At 53.5% G+C, this 15,342-nt stretch carries 11 protein-coding genes; 7 read left to right on the top strand and 4 right to left on the bottom strand.

Going from position 1 to position 15,342, the window contains the following annotated elements; genetic code table 11:
* The 4 genes from pflA to ycaO all read right to left on the bottom strand — a co-directional run bounded on the left by pflA (nt 1) and on the right by ycaO (nt 6,279).
* The gene (gene pflA, locus AC236I_RS16365) at nt 1-741 is read right to left on the bottom strand and encodes a pyruvate formate lyase 1-activating protein (RefSeq protein ID WP_004860059.1); all 741 of its coding nucleotides are present in this window, start codon (nt 739-741) and stop codon (nt 1-3) included.
* A gap of 200 nt (nt 742-941) precedes the next feature.
* Nucleotides 942-3,224 (bottom strand): formate C-acetyltransferase, encoded by a 2,283-nt coding sequence (pflB, locus tag AC236I_RS16360; protein WP_004860061.1) that lies wholly within the window; start codon nt 3,222-3,224, stop codon nt 942-944.
* Nucleotides 3,225-3,275: 51 nt separating this feature from the next.
* The gene (focA, locus tag AC236I_RS16355; RefSeq protein WP_004860063.1) at nt 3,276-4,133 is read right to left on the bottom strand and encodes a formate transporter FocA; all 858 of its coding nucleotides are present in this window, start codon (nt 4,131-4,133) and stop codon (nt 3,276-3,278) included.
* 385 nt (nt 4,134-4,518) lie between these two features.
* Complete coding sequence (gene ycaO / locus AC236I_RS16350) at nt 4,519-6,279, bottom strand: 30S ribosomal protein S12 methylthiotransferase accessory factor YcaO (protein ID WP_004860065.1); 1,761 nt, start codon at nt 6,277-6,279, stop codon at nt 4,519-4,521.
* A gap of 115 nt (nt 6,280-6,394) precedes the next feature.
* Here ycaO and AC236I_RS16345 point away from each other — a divergent pair, with 115 nt between their 5' ends.
* From AC236I_RS16345 to AC236I_RS16315, 7 genes are all read left to right on the top strand, one after another.
* Complete coding sequence (locus AC236I_RS16345; protein WP_064367996.1) at nt 6,395-7,087, top strand: DUF421 domain-containing protein; 693 nt, start codon at nt 6,395-6,397, stop codon at nt 7,085-7,087.
* Nucleotides 7,088-7,274: 187 nt separating this feature from the next.
* A complete protein-coding gene (gene serC, locus AC236I_RS16340; RefSeq protein WP_004860069.1) occupies nt 7,275-8,363 on the top strand; it encodes a 3-phosphoserine/phosphohydroxythreonine transaminase in 1,089 nt (362 codons plus the stop codon).
* Nucleotides 8,364-8,435: 72 nt separating this feature from the next.
* Entirely contained in the window at nt 8,436-9,719 is a 1,284-nt protein-coding gene (gene aroA, locus AC236I_RS16335; protein ID WP_015584795.1) for a 3-phosphoshikimate 1-carboxyvinyltransferase, read from the top strand.
* Between the two features lie 204 nt (nt 9,720-9,923).
* Nucleotides 9,924-10,607, top strand: coding sequence for a (d)CMP kinase (gene cmk / locus AC236I_RS16330; protein WP_004860072.1), 684 nt, complete (start codon nt 9,924-9,926; stop codon nt 10,605-10,607).
* Nucleotides 10,608-10,743: 136 nt separating this feature from the next.
* Nucleotides 10,744-12,417 (top strand): 30S ribosomal protein S1, encoded by a 1,674-nt coding sequence (gene rpsA, locus AC236I_RS16325; RefSeq protein ID WP_004860074.1) that lies wholly within the window; start codon nt 10,744-10,746, stop codon nt 12,415-12,417.
* 151 nt (nt 12,418-12,568) lie between these two features.
* Complete coding sequence (gene ihfB / locus AC236I_RS16320; RefSeq protein ID WP_004100704.1) at nt 12,569-12,856, top strand: integration host factor subunit beta; 288 nt, start codon at nt 12,569-12,571, stop codon at nt 12,854-12,856.
* A gap of 209 nt (nt 12,857-13,065) precedes the next feature.
* Nucleotides 13,066-15,330, top strand: a complete 2,265-nt coding sequence (locus AC236I_RS16315; RefSeq protein WP_104897116.1) for a ComEC family protein — start codon at nt 13,066-13,068, stop codon at nt 15,328-15,330.
* Nucleotides 15,331-15,342: the final 12 nt, after the last annotated feature.

The following is a 15,342-nucleotide window of genomic DNA, read 5'->3' as shown; positions in this document are numbered from 1 at the left end:
TTAGTACATGACCTTATGGCCATACTGCTCGAGAATGCCTTTGACCCGATCCATGGTCTCTTTCTTAGGCGGATGTACGCCATCCAGCTTGTACTCTTCACCCATCGCTACCCATTTGTGCTTGCCTAACTCGTGATAGGGCAGCAGTTCGATTTTTTCGACATTGCCCATATCGCGGGTAAACTCGCCGAGGCGGTGCGCGGAATCATCATCGTCAGACCAGCCGGGAACCACCACGTAACGAATCCAGACTTTGATGTTTTTATTCGATAAGTAGCGGGCAAACTCCAGCGTACGGTGGTTAGACACGCCAACCAGATTCTGATGGATCTCATCATTCATCTGTTTGAGGTCGAGCATGACCAGATCGGTCACTTCAAGCAGCTCGTCAATAACCGGGTCGTAGCGACGAACAAAGCCGTTGGTATCGAGGCAGGTATGAATGCCTTCTTTGCGGCAGGCGCGGAACCAGTCGCGCACGAACTCGGCCTGCAAAATGGCCTCACCGCCGGACGCGGTCACGCCGCCGCCGGAAGCGTTCATAAAGTGGCGATAGGTTACAACCTCTTTCATCAGGCTTTCGACGGTGACTTCGGTGCCGCCGTGGGTATCCCAGGTGTCACGGTTGTGGCAATACAGGCAGCGCATCAGGCAGCCCTGGAAGAAGGTGATAAAGCGGATCCCGGGGCCATCGACGGTGCCGCAGGATTCAAAGGAGTGAATACGACCAATAGTTGACATTGCGGTGATATCTCCAGATTCGGCCCGTCCGGGGCCTGTGATGCACAGCTCAAACCGGCTGTGTTAAGTCTGTTTTGGCTGTTATCCATGCAGTATAGATAGCGGGCAAAAGAGACTGTAGTACGAGAGGTGCTAAAAAGGCCCCACTTACGTGGAGCCTTTATTGTACGCTTTTTAAATCGCGATTTCAGTCACAACCATTACATGGTCTGAGTGAAGGTACGAGTGATAACGTCCTGCTGCTGTTCTTTAGTCAGGGAGTTAAAACGTACTGCATAGCCAGATACACGGATGGTCAGCTGCGGATATTTTTCCGGGTTTTCCATCGCGTCGAGCAGCATTTCGCGGTTCATGACGTTGACGTTGAGGTGCTGACCGCCCTCGATTGACGCTTCGTGGTGGAAGTAACCATCCATCAGGCCTGCAAGGTTGGTTTTACGCACTTCGTCGTCTTTACCCAGCGCGTTCGGCACGATAGAGAAGGTGTAAGAAATACCATCTTTCGCGTAAGCAAACGGCAGTTTAGCAACGGAGGTCAGAGAGGCAACAGCACCTTTCTGGTCACGGCCGTGCATTGGGTTAGCACCTGGTCCGAACGGCGCGCCAGCACGACGACCGTCAGGGGTATTACCTGTTTTCTTACCATAAACCACGTTAGAGGTGATGGTCAGAACGGACTGAGTCGGGATAGCGTTACGATAGGTAGTGAGTTTCTGAATTTTCTTCATGAAACGTTCTACCAGGTCAACCGCCATGTCATCAACGCGAGAATCGTTGTTACCGAACTGCGGGTATTCACCTTCGATTTCGAAGTCAACGGCCAGGCCGTCTTCGTCACGAATCGGTTTAACTTTCGCATATTTGATAGCAGACAGGGAGTCAGCCGCAACGGACAGGCCAGCAATACCGCATGCCATGGTACGAATGACGTCACGGTCGTGCAGCGCCATCAGAGAGGCTTCGTAGCTGTACTTGTCGTGCATGTAATGGATAATGTTCAGGGCGGTGACATACTGCTTAGCCAGCCAGTCCATGAAGTGATCCATACGCTCCATCACTTCGTCGAAGTTCAGAACGTCGCCTTTGATTGGTTCAGATTTCGGACCAACCTGCATTTTCAGTTTTTCATCAACGCCGCCGTTGATAGCGTACAGCATAGTTTTCGCGAGGTTAGCACGAGCACCGAAGAACTGCATTTGCTTACCAACAACCATCGGGCTTACGCAGCATGCGATAGCGTAGTCGTCGTTGTTGAAGTCCGGACGCATCAGGTCATCGTTCTCGTACTGCAGAGAAGAGGTATCGATAGACACTTTAGCGGCGAATTTCTTGAAGTTCAGCGGCAGTTTTTCAGACCACAGAACGGTGATGTTCGGTTCCGGAGACGGACCCATGGTGTACAGGGTGTTCAGGAAGCGGAAGCTGTTTTTGGTGACCAGGGTACGGCCGTCAACGCCCATACCACCGATGGATTCAGTTGCCCAAATCGGGTCGCCGGAGAACAGTTCATCATATTCCGGAGTACGCAGGAAGCGAACCATACGCAATTTCATGACCAGGTGGTCAATCATTTCCTGAGCGTCTTGTTCAGTGATTTTGCCTGCTTTCAGGTCACGTTCGATGTAAGCATCCAGGAAGGTGGATACGCGACCGAAGGACATTGCTGCACCGTTCTGAGACTTAACCGCGGCCAGGTAGCCGAAGTAGGTCCACTGGATAGCTTCCTGCGCGTTGGTTGCCGGACCTGAGATATCGCAGCCGTATTTCGCTGCCATTTCTTTGATCTGACCCAGAGCGCGGTGCTGTTCAGAGATCTCTTCACGCAGACGGATAGTCGCTTCCAGGTTTACGCCGTTTTCCAGGTCAGACTGCAGAGACAGGAACTGTGCGTATTTGTCTTTCATCAGGAAGTCGATACCGTACAGCGCAACGCGACGGTAGTCACCGATGATACGGCCACGGCCATACGCATCCGGCAGACCAGTCAGAACGCCAGACTTACGGCAGTTCAGAATGTCTTTGGTGTACACATCGAATACACCCTGGTTATGGGTTTTACGGTATTCGGTGAAGATTTTTTTCAGCATCGGGTCCAGTTCGCGATCGTACGCTTTGCAGGAACCTTCAACCATTTTGATGCCGCCGAACGGGATAATCGCACGTTTCAGAGGCTTTTCAGTCTGCAGACCAACGATTTTCTCAAGAGCTTTGTTGATGTAGCCCGCGTCATGAGACGTGATGGTGGATGCAAGGGAAGTGTCGAAGTCAACAGGCGCGTGAGTGCGGTTTTCCTGTTTAACACCTTCCATAACGTTGTCCCACAGCTTGGTTGTCGCTTCAGTTGCGCCAGCCAGGAAGGACTCGTCGCCTTCATACGGGGTATAGTTTTTCTGGATAAAGTCACGTACGTTGACTTCTTTCTGCCAGTCACCTTTCGCGAAACCTTCCCAGGCTGTGGCTAACTTTTCATTAAGCTCGGACATGTAACACCTACCTTCTTAAGTGGATTTTTTATTTACTGCCTGAAACGGCCCTTAGTGATGGTCGTCGCCACGCAGGTAAATGACCCAGTATGTCAACCCAACCAGCAGACCACCGCCGATAATGTTCCCGATAGTTACCGGAATCAGGTTATCAGTAATGAAGTTCATCACGGTCAGGTGAGAGAAATTTTCCGGAGCAGAACCAATAGCGGTCCAGAATTCCGGGGTTGCAAAGTCGCGAATTACGATACCCAGCGGGATCATAAACATGTTAGCGATACTGTGCTCAAAGCCGCTGGCAACAAACATCGCCACCGGTAAAACCATAATCATGGCTTTATCCATCAGGCTGCGACCGGAGTAGCTCATCCACACCGCCAGACAGACCATCAGGTTAGCCAGGATACCCAGACACACGGCTTCAATAAATGTATGGTGCATTTTGTGGTCGGCGGTTTGCAGGACGTTCAGGCCCCATGCACCGTTGGCGGTCATATACTCGCCAGATAACCACATCAGCAATACAAACAGCAGTGCACCTATCAGGTTACCAACATAGACGTTGAGCCAGTTTCTTGCCAGTTGACCCCAGGTAATTCGTCCGCTGGCTTTCGCCACGACGATAAGTACGGTGGAGGTAAACAGGTCGGCACCGCAGATGACGCAAAGAATCAGGCCGAGTGAAAAGCAGATCCCCCCGATCAGTTTAGCAATTCCGAAAGGCATCGCGGCAGTGCCGGTTGTCGCCGTAATATAGAAGACAAAAGCAATGGAAATGAAAACACCAGCGGTAATCGCCAGATAAAACGTCTTCATCGGGTGCTTTGTCGCTTTGTAGACACCTGCTTCTTCGGCGACTTTCGCCATGGCTGCAGGGAGTAAAAGATCAAAAGGGTTGTCAGCTTTCACACTAACTCTCTCTTTATAAAAGTTGGCGGTGAGATACTAACAAAGCATTATAGAAGGGAAATTGATGTAGATCATATCCCACCGGAACTATAAGCCCTGGATATGTGTGGTTTTGACTTATTATGGGAATAAATGATTGTTTTAAATGAAAAAAATAAATTTTAAAATTTACAACTTATGTTGATTTTTTTCATTTTGGGCCGCTGTGGACGGTTAATTAAAATGGGGTATTTTTTATTAAAATTAACAATCCTAAAGTGATGCGTAAAAAAAGTTTACTGTAAATTAACGTTGCAACTACAAATTAGCCGCGGGTCTACTTAGCGATGAAAAACGGGGTCTTTATCGACCCCGTAAATAATGCGGCTGGCAGTAAAATGAAGCCTTATTTAGCCCAGAATGCCGCTTTTGCCCGCTGCAGTTTTTCATAGGCTTTCAGTAAAGACTGATGGGCCGGGAAAGCCTGGAGATCGCTATCTACGGCCTGCAGGCCATAGAACGGCGCTTCACCGCTCATCGCCGCGCTGGCAGCTTCTACCGCATCGGCGCCGTACATACGGATAAAGGCATTCAGGTACTGCAGAGGCTGGCGTTCTTCTTCCTGACTGAGCAGCAGCAGCGTCTGCAGGCAGCGGTAGTAATTTGCGCGTTCCGCACTGAAGATAGACGCATTGAATTCAATGGTCCATTCCGTCCAGATCAAGGCCTGCTCCAGATCGCCACCGGCCAGCGCCAGCATCGCTTTCAGTTCGCCAATACGCAGCGTATACCAGCCGTTGTCTTTGCCCGTCGCCAGGCCCAGCAGCTCGCGTACGCGGGTGAAGTCGTCATTCCCTTCATCATCCAGTTGTTCGATCAGCGCCAGATAATCTTCTTTTTCCCATTCACTGCCCGGCAGGGAGAGAAGGGTTTCGCGCAGATGGCTGCCCATGCTGTTATTGGCCAGCCACAGATCTTCCGCCGGGTAAATGTCTGACATTCCCGGAACGATGATGCGGCAGGCGTAGACGCTCAGGTGCTCATAATCGGCGATGTAAACTTCTTTATCTTCTTCTTTAAAGATGGCCATCAGGGTGGCGAACTCTTCTTCCGTGGTGCCGGAAAAGCTCCAGTCGACGAACGGATAGTCAGCATCCTGTTTGAACATATCCCAGGAGATCAGACCGCTGGAATCAATAAAGTGGGTTTCAAGATTGGCGTGTTCAGCGACTTCTTCATCATCGAAGGTTGGTGGCGTAAAGACATCGAGATCTTTCAGGCTACGGCCTTGCAGCAGCTCGGTGACGGTACGTTCAAGAGCGACGCCGAAGTCCGGATGCGCGCCGAAAGAGGCGAAGCAGGTTCCGTTGGTCGGGTTAAACAACACCACGCAGATAACCGGGTATTTGCCGCCCAGCGAGCCATCGTAAGCAAAGATCGGGAAACCTTCGGCTTCCAGCTTATTGATGGACTCCACCACACCTGGATAACGCGCCATGACCTCTGCCGGAATTTCTGGCAGGCTGATGCTCTCAGCGATGATGCGGTTTTTAATGTGACGCTCGAAGACTTCCGACAGTGCCTGAACGCGCGCTTCGTTCGCCGTGTTGCCTGCGGACATCCCGTTAGAGACATACAGGTTGCCGACGATATTCATCGGGATATAGACGGTTTCGCCATCGGACTGGCGGGTGAACGGCAGGCCGCAAACGCCGCGTTCGTCGTTGCCCGACTGCAGATCGACCAGCATGCTGGCGGTCAACTGATCGTCAGGATCGTAAAATGCGCGCAGACGAGGATCCAGCAGACCTTCCGGCACTTCATCGTCTTCGGTCAGCGGGAACCATTTCTCATTTGGATAGTGGACGAATGGTCCGTTAGCGATGGTTTCGCCCAGCCAAAAGTCAGCAAAAAAGTAGTTGGTGGACAGACGCTCGAAATATTCACCAAGAGCCGAGGCCAGCGCCGCTTTTTTGGTTGCCCCTTTGCCGTTGGTGAAACACAGCGAGCACTCTTTATCACGGATATGTACTGACCACACGTGCGGTACGGGATTCAGCCATGAGGCCTCTTCAATATCAAATCCGAGGTCGAGCAATTTCTGCTGGAAGCGGGCGATGGAATCTTCCAGGGCGGCATCTTTGCCGGGAATAAACGTTTGAGTCATGGCGATCACTTTTATCGTACGTAAAGCGCGCAATGATACGGCTTTTAGATGACCGGCGCTATCTCCATCGTCTGGCTATCCTTACTGACACCCGATAACTGTGCAGGCGTTAACCATGAAGGCATTTGATTGGCATCGTATGGCGCTGGATAAAGTGCCAGCGGACTTTTTGGCTGAGGTGGCGCTGAGGAGCGTGTACACCTTTGTCCTGGTATTTATCTTTCTCAAAATCACCGGCCGACGCGGCGTGCGGCAGATGTCGCTGTTCGAAGTCCTCATTATCCTGACCCTTGGATCCGCGGCAGGGGATGTCGCTTTCTATGACGATGTCCCGATGCTGCCGGTGCTGGTGGTCTTTGTCACCCTGGCGTTGCTCTACCGGCTGATCATGTGGCTGATGGGCAAAAGCGAGAAGCTGGAGAACCTGCTTGAGGGCAAACCGATCCCGGTCATCGAACAGGGGGAACTGGCCTGGAAAAATTTACAGACGGAAAACATGACCGAATTCGAGTTTTTTATGGAGCTGCGGATCAACGGCGTCGAACAGCTGGGACAGGTCCGGTTGGCTATTCTGGAAACCAACGGGCAAATTAGTCTCTACTACTATGCGGATCGAGACGTCAAAGCCGGTCTGTCTATTTTACCTCCTCCCCATAACGCAAGCTTCGCTACCATTCCGCGCGACGATGAATATGCCTGCGTACGGTGTAGCGCAGTTCTTAAGCTCCGCGCCGGGGATAAACAATTATGTCCCCGCTGCGCAAATGCAGAATGGTCGCAGGCCAGCAGGGCGAAAAGAGTCACCTGACAGCAATTATGTCGGTTTTATGACGTCAAGCCGGCAGATTCTTTTGTGTGACGACAGCCACATTTCGTGGCTGCTTAGTTTTACTCGTTGCGGTGCGTGTCACTGAATGATAAAACCGATAGCCACAGGAATAACTTATGCCCGCGATGGTTCGCGGGCAGACAACATAGCAACGTGGTGAGGGGAAATGGCTCAGGTCTATAACTTTAGTTCGGGCCCGGCAATGCTGCCGGCGGAAGTTCTCAAACTGGCACAGCAGGAGCTGTGTGACTGGCATGGCCTGGGTACGTCGGTCATGGAAATCAGTCACCGTGGTAAAGAGTTTATCCAGGTGGCTGAGGCGGCTGAACAGGATTTTCGCGATCTGCTCAATATCCCCTCCAACTACAAAGTTTTATTCTGCCACGGCGGTGGTCGCGGTCAGTTCGCGGGCGTTCCGCTGAACCTGCTGGGTGATAAAACCACCGCTGACTATGTTGATGCCGGCTACTGGGCGGCAAGCGCGATTAAAGAAGCGAAAAAATATTGTTCGCCGAACGCCATTGACGCGAAAATCACGGTTGACGGCCTGCGCGGAGTTAAGCCGATGAGCGAATGGCAGTTGACGCCAGGCGCGGCCTATCTGCACTACTGTCCGAATGAAACCATCGACGGCATTGCGATTGATGAAACGCCGAATTTTGCGGACGACGTCGTGGTTGCGGCGGATTTCTCCTCCACCATTCTCTCTGCCCCGATTGATGTCAGCCGTTACGGCGTTATCTATGCGGGCGCACAGAAAAATATCGGCCCGGCGGGCCTGACGCTGGTGATTGTACGTGAAGACCTGCTGGGTAAAGCCAGTATCGCCTGCCCGTCAATTCTCGACTACACCGTACTGGATGCTAACGACTCCATGTTTAACACCCCGCCGACGTTCGCCTGGTACCTGGCCGGTCTGGTGTTCAAGTGGCTGAAAGAGCAGGGCGGCGTCGCGGCAATGGACAAAATCAATCAGCAAAAAGCCGATTTGCTGTATGGCGCGATCGACCGCAGCAGCTTCTATCGTAACGATGTGGCAGCGGCTAACCGTTCCCGTATGAACGTCCCGTTCCAGCTGGCCGACAGTGCGCTGGATAAACTGTTCCTTGAAGAGTCCTTTGCCGCAGGTCTGCATGCACTGAAAGGCCACCGCGTAGTGGGCGGCATGCGTGCCTCTATCTATAACGCGATGCCGCTGGCGGGCGTGAAGGCACTGACCGACTTTATGCAGGATTTTGAACGCCGCCACGGCTAATCACCCTCCTGTTTTTCATCCCCGCGGCTGGTCTGCGGGGTTTTTATTCTGTTTGTTTGAGAGTTAAGTTTGATGGAATCCCTGACGTTACAACCCATTGCGCGAGTAGATGGCACCGTGAACCTGCCTGGGTCAAAAAGTGTCTCTAACCGTGCTTTGCTGCTGGCGGCTTTGGCCCGTGGCACCACGGTGCTGACCAACCTGCTGGACAGCGACGATGTACGCCATATGCTGAATGCCCTGAGCGCCCTGGGAGTTCATTACGTTCTGTCTGCTGACCGCACCCGCTGTGAAGTGACCGGCAACGCTGGGCCGCTGCAGGCTGGTAGTGCGCTGGAGCTGTTCCTCGGTAACGCAGGGACCGCCATGCGTCCGCTGGCGGCCGCGCTGTGTCTGGGCGGCAACGATATCGTGTTGACTGGCGAACCGCGCATGAAAGAGCGCCCGATTGGCCATCTGGTCGACGCGCTGCGCCAGGGCGGCGCGCAGATTGATTATCTGGAGCAGGAAAACTATCCGCCTCTGCGCCTGCGCGGCGGCTTTACCGGCGGCGAAGTTGAAGTGGACGGCAGCGTATCCAGCCAGTTCCTCACCGCGCTGCTGATGGCTGCGCCACTGGCGCCGCAGGATACCGTCATCGCGATTAAAGGCGAGCTGGTTTCCCGCCCATATATCGACATCACGCTGCATCTGATGAAAACATTCGGCGTTGAGGTCGAGAATCAGGCCTATCAGCGCTTTATTGTCAGCGGCAATCAGCAGTACCAGTCGCCGGGTGATTACCTGGTGGAGGGGGATGCCTCTTCGGCCTCTTATTTCCTCGCTGCCGGCGCCATCAAAGGTGGGACGGTAAAAGTCACCGGTATCGGCCGCAACAGCGTACAGGGCGATATTCGTTTTGCCGACGTGCTGGAAAAAATGGGGGCGACCGTCACCTGGGGCGAGGATTATATTGCCTGTACCCGCGGCGAGCTGAATGCTATCGATATGGATATGAACCATATTCCGGATGCGGCGATGACTATCGCCACTGCGGCGCTGTTTGCCAGGGGAACGACCACGCTACGCAACATCTATAACTGGCGCGTCAAAGAGACCGACCGTCTGTTTGCGATGGCCACCGAACTGCGTAAAGTGGGCGCTGAAGTGGAAGAGGGGGAGGATTACATTCGCATTACGCCTCCGCTGACGCTGCAGTTTGCCGAGATTGGCACCTATAACGATCACCGTATGGCAATGTGTTTCTCGCTGGTGGCGTTGTCTGATACGCCGGTGACTATTCTTGACCCGAAATGTACGGCGAAAACCTTCCCGGATTACTTCGAGCAGCTGGCGCGAATCAGCACGCTGGCGTAACGTTCGCTGCGCAAAAAGCAAACCGAAAAGGTAAAATATTGTCATCTTCCGGGCTGACGTTCCGTCAGCCCGCTATAATTGCGCAATTCTTCTGCGTTTCATTTCTGGTAGTCCGTAATTTGCAAGCAATGCTCACTTTCCGGCGTAGAGATGCGTATAATGCGCGGCGTTTATATTCTATGCGCCTTGCTGAAGGAGAAAAAGATGACGGCAAATATTCCGGTAATCACCATTGATGGGCCTGGCGGTGCGGGTAAAGGCACATTGTGCAAGGCAATGGCGGAAGCGCTGGGCTGGCATCTGCTGGATTCCGGGGCCATCTATCGTGTTCTGGCCCTCGCGGCGCTGCATCACCATGTTGATGTCGAATCTGAAGAGGCGCTGGTACCGTTGGCGGCGCACCTGGACGTGCGTTTTATCTCCACCGACGGCACTCTGGAAGTGATTCTTGAAGGCGAAGACGTCAGCGCCGCCATTCGTACTCAGGAAGTGGCTAATACCGCATCGAAAGTTGCCGCGTTTCCCCGCGTGCGTGAAGCATTGCTTCGTCGTCAGCGCGCATTTCGTGAACTGCCTGGCCTGATTGCCGACGGACGCGATATGGGAACCGTCGTGTTTCCCGATGCGCCAGTGAAGATTTTCCTTGATGCTTCGGCACAAGAGCGCGCCCATCGCCGTATGCTGCAGTTGCAGGAAAAGGGCTTTAGTGTTAACTTTGAACGTCTTTTGTCCGAGATAAAAGAACGTGACGATCGCGACCGTAATCGCAGCGTCGCGCCGCTTGTCCCGGCCGCCGATGCTTTAGTTCTCGATTCTACTGAACTAAACATTGAGCAAGTTATTGAAAAAGCGCTACACTATGCGCGCGAAAAACTGGCAGTCGCCTGACCGCGAAGCGGTGAAGCGAAACGGCCTCAGAATTATAGCAGTACCCCCGCAGCAATGGAGTGTTAGCGGGTATGTTAAACAACCCCATCCGGCACGGAGCCAGGTGGACGTTAAATATGAAACCTGAAGATTAAACATGACTGAATCTTTTGCTCAACTATTTGAAGAATCCTTAAAAACAATCGAAACCCGTCCGGGTTCCATCGTTCGTGGTGTTGTTGTTGCTATCGACAAAGATATCGTACTGGTTGACGCTGGTCTGAAATCTGAGTCTGCCATTCCGGCAGAGCAGTTCAAAAACGCCCAGGGCGAGCTGGAAATCCAGGTCGGTGACGAAGTTGACGTTGCTCTGGATGCAGTAGAAGACGGCTTCGGTGAAACCCTGCTGTCCCGTGAAAAAGCTAAACGTCACGAAGCTTGGATCACGCTGGAAAAAGCTTACGAAGAAGCTGAAACTGTAGTCGGTGTTATCAACGGCAAAGTTAAAGGTGGCTTCACTGTTGAGCTGAATGGTATTCGCGCGTTCCTGCCGGGTTCCCTGGTTGACGTTCGTCCGGTTCGCGACACTCTGCACCTGGAAGGCAAAGAGCTTGAGTTCAAAGTAATCAAGCTGGACCAGAAGCGTAACAACGTTGTTGTATCCCGTCGTGCCGTTATCGAATCCGAAAACAGCGCAGAACGCGATCAGCTGCTGGAAAACCTGCAGGAAGGCATGGAAGTCAAAGGTATCGTTAAGAACCTCACTGACTACGGCGCATTCGTTGATCTGGGCGGCGTTGACGGCCTGCTGCACATCACCGACATGGCGTGGAAACGCGTTAAGCACCCGAGCGAAATCGTAAACGTTGGCGACGAAATCACTGTTAAAGTGCTGAAGTTCGACCGCGAGCGTACTCGTGTATCTCTGGGCCTGAAACAGCTGGGCGAAGATCCGTGGGTAGCTATCGCTAAGCGTTATCCGGAAGGTACCAAACTGACCGGTCGCGTGACCAACCTGACCGACTACGGCTGCTTCGTTGAAATCGAAGAAGGCGTTGAAGGCCTGGTTCACGTTTCCGAAATGGATTGGACCAATAAAAACATCCACCCGTCCAAAGTTGTTAACGTTGGCGACGTAGTGGAAGTTATGGTTCTGGATATCGACGAAGAACGTCGTCGTATCTCCCTGGGTCTGAAGCAGTGCAAAAACAACCCGTGGCAGCAGTTTGCGGAAACCCACAACAAGGGCGACCGTGTTGAAGGTAAAATCAAGTCTATCACTGACTTCGGTATCTTCATCGGCCTGGACGGCGGCATCGACGGCCTGGTTCACCTGTCTGACATCTCCTGGAACGTTGCAGGCGAAGAAGCAGTTCGTGAATACAAAAAAGGCGACGAAATCGCAGCAGTTGTTCTGCAGGTTGACGCAGAGCGTGAGCGTATCTCTCTGGGCGTTAAACAGCTCGCAGAAGATCCGTTCAACAACTGGGTTGCACTGAACAAGAAAGGCGCAATCGTAAACGGTAAAGTCACTGCAGTTGACGCTAAAGGCGCAACCGTAGAACTGGCTGACGGCGTTGAAGGTTACCTGCGCGCTTCTGAAGCTTCCCGTGACCGCGTTGAAGATGCAACTCTGGTTCTGAGCGTTGGCGACGACGTTGAAGCTAAATTCACCGGCGTTGATCGTAAAAACCGTGCAATCAGCCTGTCTGTTCGTGCTAAAGACGAAGCTGATGAGAAAGATGCAATCGCAACTGTTAACAAACAGGAAGATGCAAACTTCTCTAACAACGCAATGGCTGAAGCTTTCAAAGCAGCTAAAGGCGAGTAATCTTAGTCATTCAGGTTACAACAACCTGAATTACGACGAGTTTACTTGACAGATTGCAGGATTCGTCCTGTAATCAAGCACAAAGGGCGGCTACGGCCGCCCTTGTTTAAAGCAGTTAGCTAATTTTGCCTTGAAGGAAACCGGAGGAATAATGACCAAGTCAGAATTGATAGAAAGACTTGCCAGCCAGCAATCTCACATTCCTGCGAAAGCGGTCGAAGATGCTGTTAAAGAAATGCTGGAACATATGGCCTCAACGCTTGCTCAAGGTGAGCGCATTGAAATCCGCGGTTTCGGCAGCTTCTCTTTGCATTATCGAGCACCTCGCACCGGGCGTAACCCGAAGACTGGCGATAAAGTCGAACTGGAAGGTAAGTACGTTCCGCACTTTAAGCCTGGGAAAGAATTACGCGACCGCGCCAATATTTACGAAGAGTAAGTTTCGCACAGCCGCGACAACGTACTCCGATGATAAAAAAAGCACCTTTGCGGTGCTTTTTTTATGCCTCCGGTTTGCCCCGCCTCACAGCAACATCTTCGTTTTGCTGCAACCCCGTAGGTTTTGCGGAAGCCGAAATCCATACCCGGCCGCCGACCGCTGACGACCTTTAGCTTTCACGCGATACTCTCCGTCAACAGGGAGGGGACATGCGTTTATCACAGCTTGCCGGGTGCGTGGTTGTCGGGATCTGCCCACTGCTGTTCTTGCCAGAACTGCCCACACCGCTCGCCGTTCAGGTCATTATCGGCGGCGCGATCCTGATGTCGCTTTACCGCTGGAGGCCATTGCGTTACCTGGCGTTGACCATGCTGTTTTTTGCCTGGGGTGTGCTGAGCGCGCGTCAGGTGCTGTGGCCGATGCAGGTGCTACCCGGTGGCAACCGGCAGGTTGAAATTAAGCTAACGGCCGTCGAAGGTGAGACCACCTACCAGGGAAATATTCTCCGTTTCAACGGGCAGAGGCTATGGCCGGCGCCAGGGGTAACTCTTTATGGTAATGCGCTGCCCGACCTGCCGTGTGCCGGGCAGCGCTGGAAGATGACCGTCCGTCTTCGCCCGGTCCATAGTCAGCTCAACGTAGGGGGCTTTGACGGCCAGCGTTTTGCCCTGGCGCAACATCGTTCGCTAACCGGGCGCTTTACGTCGGCCGAAGCATCAGACCCGACGTGCAGCTACCGCGCTCGCTATCTGGCATCGCTGGAACGTACTCTCGACGCTTTTCCCTGGCAGTCGGTGATACTCGGGCTCGGGATGGGCGAGCGACTGGTTGTACCGCGGGATATCAAACGTCTGATGCAGGAGACCGGTACCTCACACCTGATGGCGATTTCGGGGTTGCATATTGCGTTAGGCGCCATACTCGGTGGACTGGTGGTTCGGGGGCTGCAATTCTTTTTCCCGTGCCGATGGATTGGCTGGAGAATGCCGTTACTTATCGGTCTGGGCTGCGCGCTATTTTATGCCTGGCTGACCGGTATGCAGCCGCCTGCGCTGCGGACCTGCGTAGCCCTGAGCTGCGTGGTGGGCCTACGGCTATCTGCCAGACGCTGGTCGTCCTGGCAAATCTGGCTCTGTTGTATTGGCGCTATCTTATTCGCCGATCCGCTGGCGGTGTTGTCTGATAGTCTGTGGCTGTCCATCTTCGCCGTCGCAACGCTGATTTTCTGGTATCAGCTGGTGCCGCTGCAGCGGCATACGTGGCGCTGGCCGTGGCGTGAAGGGCTTGCTTTAGGCCATCTGCAGCTTGGGCTGATGTTTCTGCTATTGCCAATTCAGATTCTCCTTTTCCACGGCATCAGCCTGACCGCCTGGGTAGCAAATCTGATAGCCGTACCGTTGGTCACCTTTGCGGTTGTTCCCACGATTCTGCTGGCGATGCTGCTGCATCTCAGCGGACCTGTCGTGGTTGAAATGGCGGTGTGGTGGCTGGCCGACCGCCTGCTGGCAGCACTATTCTGGTTTTTGCATCTGCTGCCGCAGGGCTGGCTCAGTCTGGATTTTCGCTGGGCGGGGCTCAGCGCGTTGCCCTGGCTGATACTGCTGGTGTGGCGTTTTCATGCCTGGCGTTCGCTACCGGCGCTTTGTCTTAGCAGCACGCTGCTGCTGAGCTGGCCCTTCTGGCGCCATGGAGCGAAAGATGAATGGCGGGTCACGATGCTGGACGTCGGGCAGGGGCTGGCTATGGTCATTGAGCGCGAGGGGGCGGCAATCCTCTATGATACCGGACTGGCCTGGCCCGATGGTGATAGCGGTCAGCAGATTATTATTCCCTGGCTACGCTGGCATCACCTGCGCCCGGAGGGCGTTGTGTTGAGCCATGAACACCTTGACCACCGCGGCGGTCTCAATTCGCTGCTGAAGGCCTGGCCCGAGCTCTGGATCCGCAGTCCGCTGGGCTGGCGGGGGCATCTTCCCTGTCGACGAGGCGAAAGCTGGCGATGGCGTGGATTAACTTTTCGCGTGCTGTGGCCGCTGCCGGATTCCAGCCTGACGGGCAATAACCGCTCCTGCGTGGTCCGTATTGATGACGGCAAGCAGAGCATTCTACTGACCGGAGATATTGAAATTCCGGCAGAACGGGCCATGCTGAGCCACTACTGGCAACATCTTGCGTCTACACTTATCCAGGTTCCGCACCACGGGAGTCATACCTCTTCTGCGCTTGCCTTATTGCAGCGGGTCGGTGGCGCGGCGGCGCTGGCTTCGGCCTCGCGATATAATGCCTGGCGTATGCCTGTGGCTAAAGTGGTGCAGCGCTACCGTCAGCAGGGCTATCGATGGCTCGATACGCCGCATCAGGGACAAATTACGGTTATTTTTTCTCCAGAAGGTTGGCAAATCCAAAGCTTACGAGATCAACTTTTACCGCGTTGGTATCATCAGTGGTTTGGCGAGACCGTGGATAACGGGTAGAATATGCGGCTA

The organism is Klebsiella sp. Sb-30 (assembly GCF_057652795.1).
The sequence above is the reverse complement of the archived record's forward strand: the minus strand, read 5'-3'. Positions and strand labels throughout refer to the sequence as shown.

Excerpts from the sequence above, each read along its gene's own strand:
- pflA (WP_004860059.1), bottom strand. The coding sequence starts at position 741 with ATGTCAACTATTGGTCGTATTCACTCCTTTGAATCCTGCGGCACCGTC.
- AC236I_RS16345 (WP_064367996.1), top strand. The coding sequence starts at position 6,395 with ATGAAGGCATTTGATTGGCATCGTATGGCGCTGGATAAAGTGCCAGCG.
- cmk (WP_004860072.1), top strand. The coding sequence starts at position 9,924 with ATGACGGCAAATATTCCGGTAATCACCATTGATGGGCCTGGCGGTGCG.
- ycaO (WP_004860065.1), bottom strand. The coding sequence starts at position 6,279 with ATGACTCAAACGTTTATTCCCGGCAAAGATGCCGCCCTGGAAGATTCC.
- pflB (WP_004860061.1), bottom strand. The coding sequence starts at position 3,224 with ATGTCCGAGCTTAATGAAAAGTTAGCCACAGCCTGGGAAGGTTTCGCG.
- serC (WP_004860069.1), top strand. The coding sequence starts at position 7,275 with ATGGCTCAGGTCTATAACTTTAGTTCGGGCCCGGCAATGCTGCCGGCG.
- AC236I_RS16315 (WP_104897116.1), top strand. The coding sequence starts at position 13,066 with ATGCGTTTATCACAGCTTGCCGGGTGCGTGGTTGTCGGGATCTGCCCA.
- rpsA (WP_004860074.1), top strand. The coding sequence starts at position 10,744 with ATGACTGAATCTTTTGCTCAACTATTTGAAGAATCCTTAAAAACAATC.
- aroA (WP_015584795.1), top strand. The coding sequence starts at position 8,436 with ATGGAATCCCTGACGTTACAACCCATTGCGCGAGTAGATGGCACCGTG.
- ihfB (WP_004100704.1), top strand. The coding sequence starts at position 12,569 with ATGACCAAGTCAGAATTGATAGAAAGACTTGCCAGCCAGCAATCTCAC.